The following is a 16,703-nucleotide window of genomic DNA, read 5'->3' as shown; positions in this document are numbered from 1 at the left end:
TGGAATTCGAACGAATGGCAGATTCGGCTTAGGATGGTGTCCATCAAACCGGCAGCAGCTCAAGCCGAGCGCATTTCGATAAAACGATGTTTTCACAGGTAGCTTGTGATGAAGTGACCGAGTTGGCGGGATATAATCCGGTCGCGTGCAGATCGACATATAAACTGTCGGCCTCGCAGGGTAGTGAAATAGCGGCATTGCCGTCTGTCCATCTCCAGACAAGCTCCCCTTTTTGCTCTGGCAAGTACCAGCCGACCCTTAGGGTAGGATCATTAATTGGGCATTCATGCATGAATGATGTCGTCTTATGGGAATAAGCGAGTCGCGTGATGGCCACGCCGAGACAGCGACGATCATCGATCCATGGTCGCACATCTGCTGGCGAGGCTGCGCGAGAGCGTAGGATCAGCGGACCTCCAGTATCGATTTTAAAGCTGTATCGTGACCCATTGACCTGTGGCGCGATGACTTCGTTATTCCGCACCACGGCAAGCTCTGGAGACCGGCTCAAAGCTGGAAGTTCTGGGCGATAGCCCAGCGCGGCGCTCCGTTTAGCCAATTTGAGCCAAATTTTTTCGACCATTTCGGCTTGCGTCATAAATGGCCAACATGATCCACGAACACGCAATCCTTCTCGGTCTTCTGAAAAATCCGGCACCAGAGAGATTGCTCCATTTGCATTGGCAAAGTTTCCACGATTTCCGGTATCAAGATAGCTTTCGGCTGCTAGCCCCTCGGCGATCAGCACGTCATGGCGGTCCAGTTCGACGTGATAATATGTGATAGACCGAGCATAGTTATCAGCAACGATTGTTCCGCCGTTCACCAGCATGCGAATTGGAACTAAAGCGCACAGATCATCTATCAATACTGCGTGATCGGGAGATAGTCGAAGCCAACGGGAGGGACTGCCCGGTGCGAACGCATGCGGCGCTATACGGATCGGCTGCACCGCAGGACGGTTCGGATGACGCGAAAGATCAATTGTTCGCCATCCGATCCAACGGATCGGTGCCTCTCCCGAGAGTGTTTTGACACATATTCCAGATCGTAGAGCCTCAACCGCAATGGGCCCGGTTTTGGTCTCGATCAGCGTTCCCGCTGCAAAGCACTGTATCTCGATGGCCTCGTTGCCCGTCACCAGCGTGGTAATGGCAAGCTGCGGGGGTGTAGACTTCGCAAAACTCAGATCTTGAAATATGTAACTGGCGCCGCCCGTTAGCGATAGCGTGAGGTCGCTCTGGGCGCTGTCATAGCTGGCAGCAAGGATCGAGAGGCCGTTCAGCGCAATCTGATCTCCGGCCGCAAGCCCCGTGAGTGTATCAGAATTACCGCTGCCAGGCGTCTCGATGATAAGTGTTTCATTAGCCCCACCACCAAAGTCGATAGCCAACCCACTGGCTAGGCTGCCGCCAATTTCTAACGTCGATTCTGGGTTTAATGCGAGACTGCCTACAACACCCTGCGCCTCGCTAATCGCCCCGGTCACGTCGAGCAGTCCCCCAACGGCCACGATACTGCCACTATTTGTGATACTTCCTGTCAGTGTTCCTGCCCCCTCGATCACGCCGCCCGTTCCGATGGTGAGTGGATCGGTGACCAGGGCGCCGCCTGATAACGTCACCACGCCACTGCTGAAAATGGAGGCATTTGTTACTGACACAGTGCTACTACTGCCGATCGAGACCGTTCCTTGACCCCCTGCACTACCATCAGACCCACCGACGAATAGAGAGGTCGCTGTTACCAGGGTGCCGTTACCGGACACCGCGAGAGTGCCATCTGACCCGCCGCTCGCACCGATTGCAATAGTTTGGGCGCTGAACGAACCTCCCGCAATGTAGATGATGCCCGAACCTTTATTGCCAATCGAGACATCCTGCGCCTCCAGCGCACCAGCACTGATGGACAATATTCCGGTTGCGCTTACACTGTCACCTAATGTAAGCGTCGCCAAGCTCGCAGTGCCAGAGAGAGATAGGGTGCCTTTCCCAGCAGCACCAACCGTCATGGTCGCGTTCGTCGCGGTAAGCGTGCCGGCCACCGACAAAGTGCCGGTTGCACTGGCCGATTCACCGACAGAAATGTCGGTCGCTGAGATATTGAGGGTTCCGTTATCCTGGAGATTGCCGGTGCCGCCGTCTCCGACAACAAGATTTCCGCCAAACGTTGCCTGGCCTGCGGCAATCGTGAGGACGCCGCTGCCGCTGCTGCTCTCGCCTAGAGTTACCTTGCCCGATACCGACACGCTGCTGGCGGAGGCGATGGATACAGAACCACGACCCGAACTGCCGACAGTCAGCGCGGTCGCCGTCAGCTTGCTGCCATTCACATCAATTGTGCCTGCTGCACCTGCGCTGTCACCCACAGTCACATTGCCCGTGATACCCGCCGTGGCGCCGCCTGCGATCGTCGCCGCACCAATGCCGGCGGCGCCAACTGTGAATGTTCCCGCAGTCGCTGAACCGCTCGCCAACGTTAGTGCGCCGATACCGCCAAGACTCTCGCCCACACTGATCTCACCGCCAATAACTACGACAGCACCGGCAAAGTCGGCCTGACCATTACCAGTTGAGCCAACGGTCAAGGTGGCCGCCGTCACTTCACCGCCGCTTGCAGCAACAGCGCCTATGGCACCGATACTCTCACCGATGCTTATTTCGCCGCCAATTCCTAAGATTGCCCCCGGCCCGAGCATTGCTGCGCCGTTACCTGACGAGCCTACTGTAAGGGTTCCGGCGGACAGTACACCGGCCGCAACGGTCAGCACGCCAACCCCACCTGCACTTTCCCCAACGCTCACTTCGCCCGTGACGGCGACATTGCCTCCGTCCGAGAAAGCACCTGTGCCCGCGCTGCCCACCGTGAGCGTGCCAGCATCAAGCGTTGCCGCGTCAACTGTAATGGAACCGTTCCCTGATCCACTTTCACCAACGCTGACTTCACCGAGAACATTAACAGCCGATGCGGCGCTGATATCCGCTTGCCCCGTCCCTTCTGATCCCACAGTCAGAGTTCCGGCTGTCAAGTTGGTGCTCGTGAGATCAAGCGAACCTGTGGCGTTCACGCTTTCACCAGCGCTCACTTCGTCTGCCACGCTTATCGTGGAACCTGACATAGCCGCCTGACCATTACCATCCGATCCAACCGTCAGCGTTGCCGCTGTCAGTGCGCTGGCGGTCATTATCAGAGAGCCTGATGCCCCGGCGCTTTCGCCAATACTCACCTCACCGGACACGTCGACAGCACCATTCGCCACGATAGATGCCGTCCCGCTGCCCGCCGATCCGATCGTGAGGGTGTCAGCCGCCAGCACGCCGCCCTCGACAGCTAAAGTCCCTATGCCAGAGGCACTTTCACCAACGCTGACCTCGCCAACGACACCGACATTCCCCCCGACTGAAACGGTGCCGACACCTTCACTGCCAACTGTCAGGGTGCCGGCACTCAATGCGCCATACACCGCGAGCAAACCCGTCCCAGATCCGCTCTCGCCCACGCTTACCTCTCCGGCGACATCGGCAGTCGCACCAGCACCGACGGTGCCTTGCCCATCGCCAGCGGAGCCGACCGTCAGCGAATCAGCTGTCAGCGTGCTCGCACTCAGGGCCAAAGTACCGGTTGCGCCGATGCTTTCACCAATGCTGACTTCACCCGTGACATCGATGTTGCTGTTCACACCCGCAGACGTTTCCCCGTTCCCGCTCCCGCCGACCGTGAGTGTATCAGCCGTTAGATCGCTATCGCTCAGGGCCAAAGCACCATTGGCACCCGAACTTTCTCCGACGCTGATCTCACCGAGCACGTTCACGGTGCTTGCCGATATGATCGTTACGTTACCCGTGCCACTCCCTCCGACGGTCAGCGCGTCCGAAACATCCACAGTGCTGCCGTTGATCAGCGCGTTGCCGAGATTACCGCTGGCTTCACCGACGGAAATACTGCCAACGCTGACATATCCCGCCGTGTCGACGGTCAATTCGCCGTTGTTCACCAAGCTACTCCCCGTCGTGCCAACGAACGTGCCGCCGGAGACAATCAACATGCCTTGATCGCCGATCTCAGTGTAGCCAGTCAGCGCATGACCAGCCGCGATTATCTGCAGCGTTCCGGCACCGGAAACCCCAATATCGATTGCTGCGTTGGGACTCTCCAGCGTTCCTCCGGAGACGACAATATTGCCGATAATGTTTAAGCCTTCCGGCTGACTGTTGCTCCCAGCAACGGGGGCGATCGATGATGGGGTGCTCGCATCGCCGTTCAAGGCTTGCAACGCAGTGCCGCCCCCAGCGGCACCGGTGATCGACAATAGCCCGCCCGTCTCAACAGTGATCGCGTTACCTTGTCCCGAGCCGAGCGTTATTGCACTCGCTTGCACCGTGCCACCGGACTGGATGTCCAGAATAGACCCGAAGGTCAACCCCAGCCCTTCTTGTCCAGAAATTACCAGGGCGCCCGTTACATCGACAGTCGAAAATGCGAGGTTACCCGTGACCGCCGTCACCGAACCAGATAAATAGAGTTGATTCGACGTGTAGGTGACGGACGAAAAAGTTTTGGGCGCGTAGTAAGTTGATGTCCCATTATTATCAATAAAAACTGCCGGGCTTACAAAATTCAGAACCACACCATCGCTGTTAGGTGAACTGAGTGTGCCTGGTTGAAAAAATATTGTTTCTGATTCCGTATAAGTACGTACGGGCTCGCTAGGCTCTGAGGGGTTATAAATTGAGTGTGCGACAGTGAAACTATTATGGGGTGCGTAGTATGGACTACCCGTATAGTCAATACCAACCACAAAATATGATGTCGTGATATCGGCATTCAAATCGAACGACCCATCAACAGCGACTGTGCCTACTGTACCGGCACCTGTTAGACTTCCCGGTCCGATCAGGATGGCAGTTGCTTCGGGTCCCGGAATATCATTTTTAGTGCCAAGCCCTGTGACCGAAGTAAATGCAGATTTTACGATCTCTCCATAAGATTGCTGACTTACATAGTAATATGTAGAAGAGCTATTCTGCGTTTTAAACCATGTCGAAATTTCTGAAAATGATTGGGATAACCCGTAATTGGGCGAACCGACCAGCAGAGTGTTCGCCGTGGGCGTGCCATTATTGAAGTAATATCTCTGGATGAGAGTGGGATCAGAAATATAGACTGACATCGAATGTTCTCCGGTTTCGGGACTTGGGGAATTCAGGCAAAGACGTGATTCTGATCATGAAACCCTATCGACCAAACGCGACCATATCGTCGGCGTGGCGCTGGCGTGATAAAAACCAAATCGGTCCAATTCCGATCAAAGATCCATCCGAAAAATTGGGTTGAAATTACGACATCAACAAATTCTGCCCTACAGAATTTAAAATGACGGACAACTCCAGAAACTGCCCTAAAATTGGGGCAACGCGGGCGTAGATTGCCGATCCAGAAAAACTTATGGATTGCCCCGATCATGCGCATCATTCTGCTCCTCAAATCTCAGAACTTTCCCGCGACAAGGACGGTTGGTCGGCCCCAAGCGCGCAATGTTGAGGCGGGAACGCGTCCGGAGCGTTTTCCTATTGGATAGGGGATCGTTGCGGCGATGGTGATATGGATTTCTTGATTTTCAATTAGATTTTGTGGGATGAGAGCGCAGCCGTTGGTCCAGCGCCCATCAGGTTCAGGATCGTGCCAGCCTTCGCGCAGATTGGGATCATTGAGGGGAATGATGACGCCATCTGCACGCTTTATGGAGGCGATTTTTACACCGAGCGAGCGTCGGTCGCTTGGATCTACAGAGATATAGCCGGGAATCGCACTCCGGCTCTCGATCACGGCGCTACCATCCTGACGATAGGTTATTTTTATGTGCGGGTCGCTCCCATATTGGATACCGGCGCGTGCCAATAATTTCCGCCGGACGTTTTCGACGATTGCGCCGGTCGTCGCGAAGGGGGCGCAGCCATATTGTTCGCGCAAAATATTTGAAAAATCCGGGTGTAGCAGGATTTCATCCGCGCCATTCTCAAATGCAGCGCGATTGCCCGTATCGAGATATGTTTCGCACGCGGCACCTTCAGCCAGAATAACGGCATGATGCTCAAGTTCAAGATGATAATAGACAACCGTAGCCCGCTCGATCTGACGGATTGAAAGCCCGTTGATCAATGTTTTAGCCGGAATCAGATGGTTGTCGAGGTAGAGCGCGTGGTCAGGCGAAAGATAGAGCGGTCGGCAGGGTATGCCGTCTCCCAGCGCGCCCGCTTCGAACAATATGGGCATCACGGTATCCGGGTTTGGGTGCCGCCGGATATCCAAAGCCCGCCGGCCTATCCATTTGATCGCGGCGGTATCGCCGCCATTCAAAATTAGCCGGTCGCCCTCGCGGAGATGTTCAACGGCGACTTCCCCGGCGACGGCCAGAATCCGTGTTCCGGCGGCGAAACATGGAAGCGGCTGAACGAGTGAAATCGTTGTGCTTGCCGGAGGATCGGCAATGATGAAGTCGCTGGTGGTGAAATTGCCCGCGATATCAAGCGTGATGACGTTGGTCCCATTGGTCAATTCCAGTCCGACGCCATTGATGTAGGTTACATCCGACGTGTTGGCTGCAAATCCATCAAGAACGAGCGTATCACCGGGCGCAAATCCAGTAATGACCTGTCCGGAGTCGAAGGCTGTATAGGTTCCCCCGATGCTCCATGTCGCATTGGTCGCAAAGCTGAGATCGCGAAAGCCGGTGAACTGGGAGCCGATTTCAACGACTTGATTGGCTGTTGCGGATGAGGCAAATTCGAGAATGTCGGACACGGTTGAATTTGCGATAACGGCCCCGACAAACGAGGCACCCGCGTTGACGATCAAAGTTCCGGGTAATGAACCGAACTCTACCGCCGCGCCAACCGAACCGTTGAGACCATTGGTTCCCGTGCCACTTCCTAGTCCACCTAAACCACCATCGCCGCCAATAATCGCGCCACTATTGATCAGCACACCACCGTTCAAATACACACCGACGCCACCGCCCCCGCCGTTTCCGGCATCGGAAGCCTCAAATTTTACGCCGTTGCCGCCAGTTCCGCCGGAACCACCGACAATGGTGCCGTTATCGGTAAGAGTGGCGCTTCCGGATACATCGACACCAATGCCGCCCTTACCGCCATCGCCGACTATTGAGCCTTGGGCGAATCCCCCGTTCCCACCGTTGCCGCCATCAATAAGCCCCGTGTTAAGCAGGTTTGCGGCATCCGATATCTCAGCGCCCATTCCACCGTCGCCGCCGGTGGCGCCAATTGCACTTGTATTGCTCCCACCGTCGCCGCCCAATAATGTTCCGCTATTTGTGATATCGCCGCCAAGGAGGGCGCTGACGGCCACCCCTCCAGCTGCCGTGTTACCCGGCGCCCCGCTGCCGCCACCGATCATCCCCGCACTCATCAGGGTCGCTGAACTGTTGAGATAAACGCCGGCGCCGCCGGCCACAGTGCCATATCCGCCTCCGCCCAAAATTATTCCCTCGTTCTCAATAACGCTATTGCTCGCAATAACCACGCCAATGGCATTGTTTTGCCCTGTTATTGGATATCCGGAAGCTGAAATCGTGCCTGCATTCATAAGGCTACCGACGGCAATCAATGAGCCATTCTGGCTCATCGTTGTGCCAGCGAGAATTGTGGAAATGCCGGTAAGACTCCAGGTGCTATCGCGGTCGACGGATATTTGTTGAAAATCGGCAAACTGGGTTCCAAGCCCGGCGAGCGTTCCCGCTCCATTGCCGCTTGAGAGATAAAGCGCATCCATAACAGTCGGGTTGGCGACTACACTGCCAATGATTGATGCGGTTGGCGATAACGTAACGGCCGCTGCGGAGGAGCCGAAAATCAGGGCATTACCAACCGTTCCAGCATTGCTAATAAGATTACCGGCAATGTATAGATTTCCGGTGTCAACCAAGATGCCATCTTGTGATACAGTTTGACCAGAAACTATCTGATTAGCGCCAGATAGATCCCATCGTGCGCCGCTTTGCACCGACACTCGCTGGAAATTGGTGAATTGCGATCCCAGCCCGGTTAATGTGCCATAAGCCGTCGCTGACGCGAGTTCGAAAACATCAGCGACGCTCGCGTTTGCGACAACTTTGCCGATGAAACTGGCACCAGGATCAAAGACAAGAGTGCCAGTTTCGATGCCACTTCCAATGGCTCCGAATTCGATCGCATCGTTACTGCCCCCTGAACCGTACCCACCCTCTATCGTTCCAGCATTGATCAGTGTGCCTCCTGTCAGATAAACGCCGACGCCGCCCGCCCGCCCACCTTCACTGCCGTTGGCACTGGCACCCGCTGTCCCCGCGTTACCGCCCGTAATGAGGCTTGTATTGATAAGAATGGCGTTGCCCTCAAGGAGCACGCCTGAACCACCATAACCGCCGAAGCCGCCCTCGCCCCCATTATCGGCTCCGCCGCCCAGACCACCGCCGCCACCATGGATGACACCATCATTGATCAACGTGCTCGATCCGGAGATAAATCCCCCATTGCCGCCTGCGCCTCCCGCACCGCCGATACCGCCGACTGAGTATTGGCCGGCTCCGCCCATACCGCCAGCGATGCCCCCGGTGTTACGCACCGTGCTATCGGAATACAGAGAGATTCCAGTGCCTCCCTGACCGCCGCCGCCAGCGCTCGCGTAACTCGCTGCGGGTCCACTACCGCCGGTGCCGCCCCTAACGGTGCCCGCATTTGAAAATGTGCCTGCCTCCTCAAGAAATACGCCGGCTCCACCGACGCCACCGGCGCCACCGGCGCCTATAAGGCCGGCACCACTAGGAGCCCCGCCTGCACCCGCGGCGCCACCGGTGCCCCCAATAACGACTCCCTTCGCGTCATTGCTCCAGGCACCGGCACCGGTTAAGTTTAGACCGCTTGCTCCTGAACCGCCCTGTCCACCTGTACCACCGCTTCCATCCGAACCAACACCACTCGTGCCGGGTGATGCCCCGCCGCCGTTGCCCCCTTGGATCGTGCCGTCATTTGATATTTGTCCGCCATCAAGAAACCCGCCCGCGCCGCCGCGCCCGCCGCCCGCACCAAAGCGAAATCCAGCACTGCCAAAATAGCCATCCGGCGCGGTGCCGCCTGCACCCCCATTGATCACACCCTGGTTATCCAATGTGCCGCCATTCAGACTAACGCCATACCCGCCGACACCGCCACCTGGGCTTGAAGAATTTGCCGCTGATACCAGGGCACCTGATGCGCCGGCCCCGCCAGTGATCGTGGCGGAAGCCTCGTTGATTAAAACCGCAGCGCTCGCCGCACTCGCAACATTGACGCCAGTACCGCCAACCCCGCCCTGACCTGCCTGGGAATAAGCTGATAAGCCCCCTGCACCTCCGATTCCTCCGGTCCCGCCGGTGACGTTCCCGGCAATCGTCACCGTTCCGCCTTCGGCAAGATCAACGCCCGTGCCGCCTGCACCGCCGTTCGAGCCATTGTAATATCCACCAGCAGTGAGAGCACCGGAAGCCCCGGCACCTCCTGAGCCGCCGGTTACGATACCTGCGATTGTTGTCGTGAACGAAGTGGCAAGGATCAGTATGCCGTCCCCACCGCTTCCGGCGTAACCGACAGCACCGTTTTTGCCCTGTCCTGCAGTGCCGCTGCCGCCACCGTCGGACGCTGCGGCGTTGCCACCGGAGCCGCCAGAGATCGACCCTAGGTTCACAAGTGAATCTGACCCAACGATGGCAACGCCTGCACCACCATCGGCCCCGTTGCCGCCAGCACCGCCATCTCCACCGGGACCTGGGGGTTTTGTGGTGGTCGTAATGCCACCTGCAGCACCGGCACTCCCGTTGCCCCCATCACCACCAACAATCACACCTGAGTTGGTGAGGCTTCCCGTCCCCGCGAGATACACGCCCGCGCCACCACGACCGCCCGGTCCGCCACCACCGCCGCTAGAGCCGGTTTCGACAGTCGTAAGATTGTTGTACTGAGCCGTGAGTTCCCCTGCTGAGCCGGCACTGCCAGCATTCCCCCCGTGTCCACCGGTGATCGACCCATTATTGGTCAGTGTATTGGCGCCAAGAATATCGACACCGCTACCACCAGCCCCGCCCGAGCCACCCGTTCCTCCTCCGCCTCCAGCCGTTGCATTGCCGCTACCACCATAGCCCCCTGCGCCTCCCTCGCCACCGATGATGCGTGCTCCGATTTGATTGGTCAGAACACCCTGTCCCATCAGCACAGCGCCGACCCCGCCGTTGCTGCCTGGGCTACCCGGCAAGCCGTTGCTCGCCGAACTGATTCCCGGTGAACCAATCCCCGATCCAATAATCCCTGCGTTGATCACGCTGAACGCCCCCGGTAGTGACGCCGAAAGGTAAAGGCCGTCAGCTCCATAGGCACTCGGCACAATGGCCCCGTTATTCGTTATAGTTAGCGGGCTGGAATACGAACCGCTTCCGAGTGTGACGGTTGTGGTCATTGTCGTGTTGATGGTGCTACCGGTCATGGTTGATTTCCAAACAAGGATTGATTGGCGTTATCGTGCGGTTTTTCGGGTCAGGCGTTTCCGTCTCGTGGGATAAACCAATGTCGCGGCGAGGTTGATCCTGATCTCTTGACCCGCGCAGAGGGCGGCGGGGATGATCGCCCGTCCGTTAGTCCAGCGCCCATCGGGTTCGGGGCCATGCCAGCCGACGGTTAGGCCCGGATGATCGAGCGGGATTATCGTGCCGTCCCGACGCGTAATCGCAGCGATTTTGACCCCGAGCTTTCGCTGATCGCGCGGGTCCGGAGAGACATGACCGGGGATCGCGCTGCGGCTGGTGATGTGGACCGATCCATCAGCCTGGCGGGTGATGGCAAGATCAGCGTCGGTGCTTGTCGCAATGTTAGCGCGGGTGAGGATGCGGCTGCGCGCCGCCTCAACCGCCGGCCCCTCCTCGGCGAGGGGTAAGCAGCTTCGTGTTACACGGGCGGCCTGCCAGTCCATGGTGGCGGGTGCAAACGCAGGGTGCAGGGCCAAAGCTGACGCGTGGCCATTTTCAAAAGCGTGGCGATTGCCTGTTTCGAGGTACGATTCGCAAGGTGTGCCCTCTGCCCAGAGCACGGCATGCTCTGCCAGTTCGACATGGTAATAGGTCATCGAGCGACAGATGATTTGGCGAATTGTTTTGCCGTTAATCAGGGTCTTCGCCGGGATCAGATGGCCATCGAGGGCAACGGCATGGTCGGGCGAGAGCATGAGATCGCGCGTGGGGATATTATCAGCGAGCGCGCCGGCCATGATTAAGACGGGTTGAACCACTTTCGGATGCGGGTGCCGGGAGAGGTCGATTGTTCGATGGCCGAGCCAAATAACGGGCATCATCCTGCCGTCAGTGAGGGCGATTTCCGTGCCTTCCTTGAGCTTTTCGACGGGAACCTCACCTTTCGTGGTTCGGATGCGGGTGCCCTTGGCGAAGCAAGCCGCATTGAGGCTGATGGTGGTGTTTCCAGGAGGGTCAACCACGCTGAAATCGCTGGTCGTAAAGCTGCCGGCGATGGCGAGTGTGATTTCAGAGGTGCCATTGCCGAGTTCGAGACCGGTGCCGCTGACGTAGGTATCGGTGGTTGCGGCAAAGCCCTCGAGAATGAGGGTGTCACTTTGGGTAAACCCCGCGATGGATGGCCCGGCCAATGCGGTGCCGGACAATGCTGTGTAGGAGCCGATGACAACGGCGGTTGCGCCGGTGTTGAAGCTGAGCCCACCCTCAATCGTTCCGCCGGCCTCAATCACAAGCGTGGAAGGGGGAGCGCTGAACGTGACGCCGTTTGAAAATGTCGGGGCCCTGAATTGAACGGCCGGTGCCTCGATCTGCGCGGCGTCCGTGCCACCGATAATCGAGCCGAAATCATAGACGGTCCCGCCGGTCAGATAGAGAGCGACACCATCGGTTCCGCCGATTATCGTGCCCGTATTGGTGAGCGTACCCGAGCCCCTAATCACAACACCAATACCTGCGACGCCAGCGCCACCAACAATTTCACCGGTGTTATTAAAGATACTTTTGCCTTCCAATGCATCGATATAAACACCTTCGCCACCAACACCAGGCGATGGTGGCGTGGGAAAAAACGTACTACTGATTCCGGAGAGACCTCCGGTGCCACCTATCACGGTACCGCTGTTACTGAACGCGCCACCAACCATATAAAGTCCAACGCCCCCAAACCCTCCACCGCCGCCGAAACCATTCGCATCCGTCCCGCCGACACCACCAGAGCCACCGATGATGATGCCACTATTGGTTCCCGTTGCGCCTTGGCCGATGGATAACCCTACACCGCCAGTACCTCCGATGCCTCCCGAGCCACCTTGACTACCACCACCACCCGTGCCTCCCGCCCCGCCCTCTATGTGACCGGTATTGTTAGCAAGGGTTCCATAAAACAGATCTAATCCGGTGCCGCCAGAACCGCCAATGCCGCCTAAGCCAACACCGTAATCGCCAGATCCCCCGGAACCAGCCACGATCGTGCCGCTGTTGGTGAGCTTGCCTCTAACAAATATGCCGAAGCCGCCCTCTCCATCGCCAATGCCACCGGCTCCTCCTAAAATAGTGCCACTGTTCGAGACTGAACCGGTTGATGCCGCATAAACACCCTGCCCCCCGTAGCCCCCGCTTACCGGGCCGCTCCCGGCAGTGCCCGCACCACCTATAATCGTGCCGTCATTAGACAGCGTGGCCGCTAGGGACACCCCAACCGTGCCGGCCGTTGCGTCGATCACACCCGTTGATTTATTGACAATTAACGCCGTCGAACCTGCGGCAATTTCCCCGATAACATGGCCGTAATTGATGATTGTTCCGCCCACATTGCTCGGCAAATAGGTCGAACGGGTGGGTCCGGTTACGATTGCGCCACCGCTGCCATATCCCGCGATTGTGCCGGTTGTCTCGTTGATGATCGTTCCCGCCGCAAGGCCGATTGCCACGCCTGCCGATCCAAAATCGCCGATCAAACCCGAATTGGAAACGACAAGACTTGATGATTGTTGGGTTGATTGACCGCCAACACTGGCGTTCTGAATGACGCTACCCAGAATACCGTATGCATATTTTCCGTAGAATATAGGGGGAACATATCCGGTCGCAATTATCGGCCCGTCCGTCAGGATTGTTCCCGAATTTTGGATCGACGCGGTTCCCCGCGTCTTCACCCCATCGGACCCTTGAATGGTGCCGCTATTGATCAGCGTGTTGGTCGCCGACACGGATTTTTGGCTATAAACGGCGCCAACCATAGCCCCAATGCCAAATCCCGTCAGTGTCGCGATATGAGCTTGACCACCCGACGAGGAATATCTCCCCTCCAATAGCGATTGAAGCCCTTTCATCACGCCATAATTTTCAATGGTAGAATTACTGCCGTTAGAATTTGAAACATATGCAGCGATGCCCACGGCCTCGATCGTCCCGGAGCGCTGATTGACGAGCAACCCGTCCGCTAAGAATACACCGTCCGGTGTAAATTCATCAAGAATCGAGCCGGTCGCACTGCCAATAACCACCGTCTCGATAAGCGACGTTTCAACGAGACCGGCATTGGTAAACGTGCTCGTCCCATACAGATCGACTGCGGCACCGAGTGCGAATGGGAAAAATCCACTATACCCGGTGGCGACATTGGGCGCAGCGCCGACGCCTACCAAGGTGCCCGCAAGAACCAACGTTGACTGATTTGATACATCAACACTGACACCAGCCGGATCAAATAAATCTGCCACGCCCAAGCGCACCGTTTTGCCATAATTTACCACGCTGGAACTGTTGAAATATTCCGAACCTGGCGTGGTGATTGCGGTGTATCCACTTGCCAAAGTCGTGGTTGCGGAAACGCTGATGGAAATTGTCATGAGGCTCTCCAATCAATGTCGGTGCGACGACCGCTCAAAGTATCTACCGTGCGCGATATTCTATTGAGCCCGTGATCACCGCGGCAAATCCGACGGCATGAACGGCCCCTGTTGGTTTGCAAGACGGCTATCCGTGATCGGGTGATCATCGGGCACCGCTCGGCGGTCGATCCCTCGCGATGACCAGCAAACGTAATCCTCGTCGACACGCGGTGCGCGTGTCCCGATTGCATGCGCGACTACTGTTACTACCCAAACGATTCATAAATTTCTCCGACAATCTCTGAGCAATGAAAAACTTAGTCGCTAAGTTTTACTCAGCAGCCGCAATACCACGGTCCTAAACGTCAGTTCGATACGTTATTGACATGCTAAAATTTAAAAATTTTCGTCACAAGGAATCGACACCCTTGCGCAGGTCCGGGTCGTGGTCGAGTAGCTAGGCCATTTGGCTTCGCCCTCACAGATCCGGGCAGGCGGCTTTCCCGCACCCGGCTCGTCCCGGAAGTAACCCGCGTCATGCCGCGCGTGGTGTCCAAGGATGTGTGATCCGAGGCTGGGGCAAGGGCAAGCGCGCTGTAACATCTTCGAACCAGTCCCATCCCATCCGCCGATTTTTCTGGCTTCGCCGCCTCAGGCAGTTGAACCAAATACGTCGTACGTCTCGTAGGAACCCGTTGAGAGAGCGCCAGTTGTGCGGCATGCCGTAGTAGCCATAATGGCCGCGCAGCACGCTACAATACCAGCGATGCTGCTCGGCCAGCGGCGCGTGCATGATCCGCCATGCGTCCTGGCGCAGCGCTGTCAGTTTTCGCGACAGGCGCTTGCTCTGCGTCTTGTGCTTGACGATGAACCTGCCGTCCCGGGTCCATCCACAGTAGTGGGTAAAGCCCAGGAAGGCGAAGGTCTCCGGACGCCGCTCGCCGCGCCTTCGGCGTGTTTGGGCTGGTAGGCGACCAAACTCTATCAGGCGCGTCTTGTCCTCGTGGAGTGCGAGGCCAAATCTGGCCAGCCGTTCCTTGAGGTCGGCCAGCATCTGCCGTGCGTCCGCCTCGCTTTCGAAACCCATCACGAAGTCGTCGGCATAGCGCACGATCGAGATTCGACCGCACGCGTTCCGACGGCGCCATTGATGGACCCAGAGGTCGAGGGCGTAATGCAGGAAGATGTTGGCCAGCAGCGGGCTGATGCCCGCCCCTTGCTGTGTCCCCCGGTCAGTCTCGTGCCATTCACCGCTCTCGAGAATGCCCGCTTCGAGCCACATCCGGATGAGCCGGAGGACCCGAAGGTCAGCGATTCTGTGCGCCAGCATTCGCAGCAGCCACTCGTGGTCAACCGAGTCTGCGTATTCCGACGAAGCCGGCCACCTATTCCGATTTCATTCCGGCCACCGTTCCGATTTGAAGTCGGCCACCTGAGCGTCGTTCGGTTAGGTCATATGTTAAAGATCGTCTTGTCCTTTCCTGGGGTCAAGCCTTCATGATGGGGGTAGCGGGATTTTTCTTTTTGCGGAGGCTCTCGCCGGTCAGTTCGATCCGGTAAGCGTTGTGGACCAATCGATCGAGAATGGCGTCGGCGATGGTGGGATCGCCGATAATTTCATACCAGCGATCGACCGGCACTTGGCTGGTGATGATGATGGATCGGCGGTCGTGGTGGTCCTCAACGATTTCGAGCAGGTCACGGCGCTGATCCGCCTTCAATGTCTCTGGTCCCCAATCGTCGAGGATGAGCAAATCGACCCGCGCGATCTGGCGGAGGGTTGCGGCATACCGGCCATCGCCGCGCGCGAGCGCTAAGGCGGCAATGCTGATGGTCGAAATGTTGCTGGGGGCGATGGTGGCGGTGACGCTGGTGGCTTGCGGCACGCCGTTCGACCACAAGGCAGGGTTTGACCAGTCGCCATTGCCGCCGAGCCAATTCGTATCATCTGGTGCCGTCGCCATCGCGCTCTCCCATTAAATGCAGAATGCTGAAGTCGCACTGGCAAACGAGGCCGCAAAGGAAATTTGACATGGAGGACGGGGGCCGCATGAAAATTTTTGTTACACCATCGGCGCACCAGCCAATATGTCCTTAAGTCGATGTTCCGGTTCAGGCGTGCCAGTCTCGTCGGATACGCCAATGTCGCGGCGAGGCTGATCCTGATCTCTTGACCCCCGCAGAGGGCGGCGGGGATGATCGCCCGTCCACTGGTCCAGCGTCCATCGGGTTCTGGGCCATGCCAGCTGACAGCGAGGCCCGGATGATTGAGCGCGATTATCGTGCCGACCCCACGCGTGGTTGCGGCGATTTTGACCCCGAGCATTCGCTGATCGCGCTGATACGGAGAGACATGACCGGGGATCGCGCTGCGGCTGGTGATACGGACCGATCCATCAGTCTGGCGGGTGATGGCAAGACCAGCGTCGGCACTCGTCGCAATGCAAGCGCGGGTGAGGAGGCTGCGCACCATCTCAACCGCAGGCCCTTCCTCGGCGAAGGGTAAGCGGCTTTCTGTTACGCGAGCCGCCGCCAGCATGGTGACAGGTGCGAACGCAGGGTGCAGAGACAAAGCTGACGGGTCGCCATTTTCAAAAGCGTGGCGATGGCCGATTTCTAGATAAGGTGGGCAAGGCGTGCCCTGCGCACACAACGCGGCATGCTCTGCCAGTTCAACATGGTAATAGGTCATTGAGCGACGGACGACTTGGTGAATTGTTTTGCCGTTAATCAGTCGTCGGTGAACAACGCTGATTTCAGAGTCTGACTCGTAATTTGGTCTGATTTTTTCATGCGCGTGCGACAAATCTGACGGTTCG

4 protein-coding genes and 2 pseudogenes are annotated in these 16,703 nt (G+C 57.6%); 1 reads left to right on the top strand and 5 read right to left on the bottom strand.

The genetic code is table 11. The features are described from left to right. Window positions 1-43: 43 nt before the first annotated feature. The 5 genes and pseudogenes from ACYUCQ_RS15555 to ACYUCQ_RS15535 all read right to left on the bottom strand — a co-directional run. Window positions 44-5,170 carry a Hint domain-containing protein gene (locus ACYUCQ_RS15555; RefSeq protein WP_460255471.1) on the bottom strand — a complete coding sequence of 1,709 codons (5,127 nt, stop codon included), beginning with the start codon at window positions 5,168-5,170 and terminating at the stop codon, window positions 44-46. Window positions 5,171-5,487: 317 nt separating this feature from the next. Continuing rightward, a complete protein-coding gene (locus ACYUCQ_RS15550) occupies window positions 5,488-10,512 on the bottom strand; it encodes a Hint domain-containing protein (protein WP_460255470.1) in 5,025 nt (1,674 codons plus the stop codon). A gap of 30 nt (window positions 10,513-10,542) precedes the next feature. Continuing rightward, a complete protein-coding gene (locus ACYUCQ_RS15545; RefSeq protein ID WP_460255469.1) occupies window positions 10,543-13,902 on the bottom strand; it encodes a Hint domain-containing protein in 3,360 nt (1,119 codons plus the stop codon). A gap of 517 nt (window positions 13,903-14,419) precedes the next feature. Continuing rightward, window positions 14,420-15,232 (bottom strand): annotated as a pseudogene (locus ACYUCQ_RS15540) (reverse transcriptase domain-containing protein); the annotation flags it as partial. 139 nt (window positions 15,233-15,371) lie between these two features. Further along, window positions 15,372-15,701 (bottom strand): annotated as a pseudogene (locus ACYUCQ_RS15535) (ATP-binding protein); the annotation flags it as partial. A 446-nt stretch (window positions 15,702-16,147) separates the two neighbouring features. Here ACYUCQ_RS15535 and ACYUCQ_RS15530 point away from each other — a divergent pair. After that, window positions 16,148-16,390 carry a hypothetical protein gene (locus ACYUCQ_RS15530; protein ID WP_460255468.1) on the top strand — a complete coding sequence of 81 codons (243 nt, stop codon included), beginning with the start codon at window positions 16,148-16,150 and terminating at the stop codon, window positions 16,388-16,390. Window positions 16,391-16,703: the final 313 nt, after the last annotated feature.

The organism is Acidiphilium sp. MT5 (assembly GCF_054767495.1).
The sequence above is the reverse complement of the archived record's forward strand: the minus strand, read 5'-3'. Positions and strand labels throughout refer to the sequence as shown.

Bases quoted from the DNA above. Each gene is read 5' to 3' on its own strand.
- ACYUCQ_RS15550 (WP_460255470.1), bottom strand. From the start codon at position 10,512: ATGACCGGTAGCACCATCAACACGACAATGACCACAACCGTCACACTC.
- ACYUCQ_RS15530 (WP_460255468.1), top strand. From the start codon at position 16,148: ATGATTGAGCGCGATTATCGTGCCGACCCCACGCGTGGTTGCGGCGAT.
- ACYUCQ_RS15555 (WP_460255471.1), bottom strand. From the start codon at position 5,170: ATGTCAGTCTATATTTCTGATCCCACTCTCATCCAGAGATATTACTTC.
- ACYUCQ_RS15545 (WP_460255469.1), bottom strand. From the start codon at position 13,902: ATGACAATTTCCATCAGCGTTTCCGCAACCACGACTTTGGCAAGTGGA.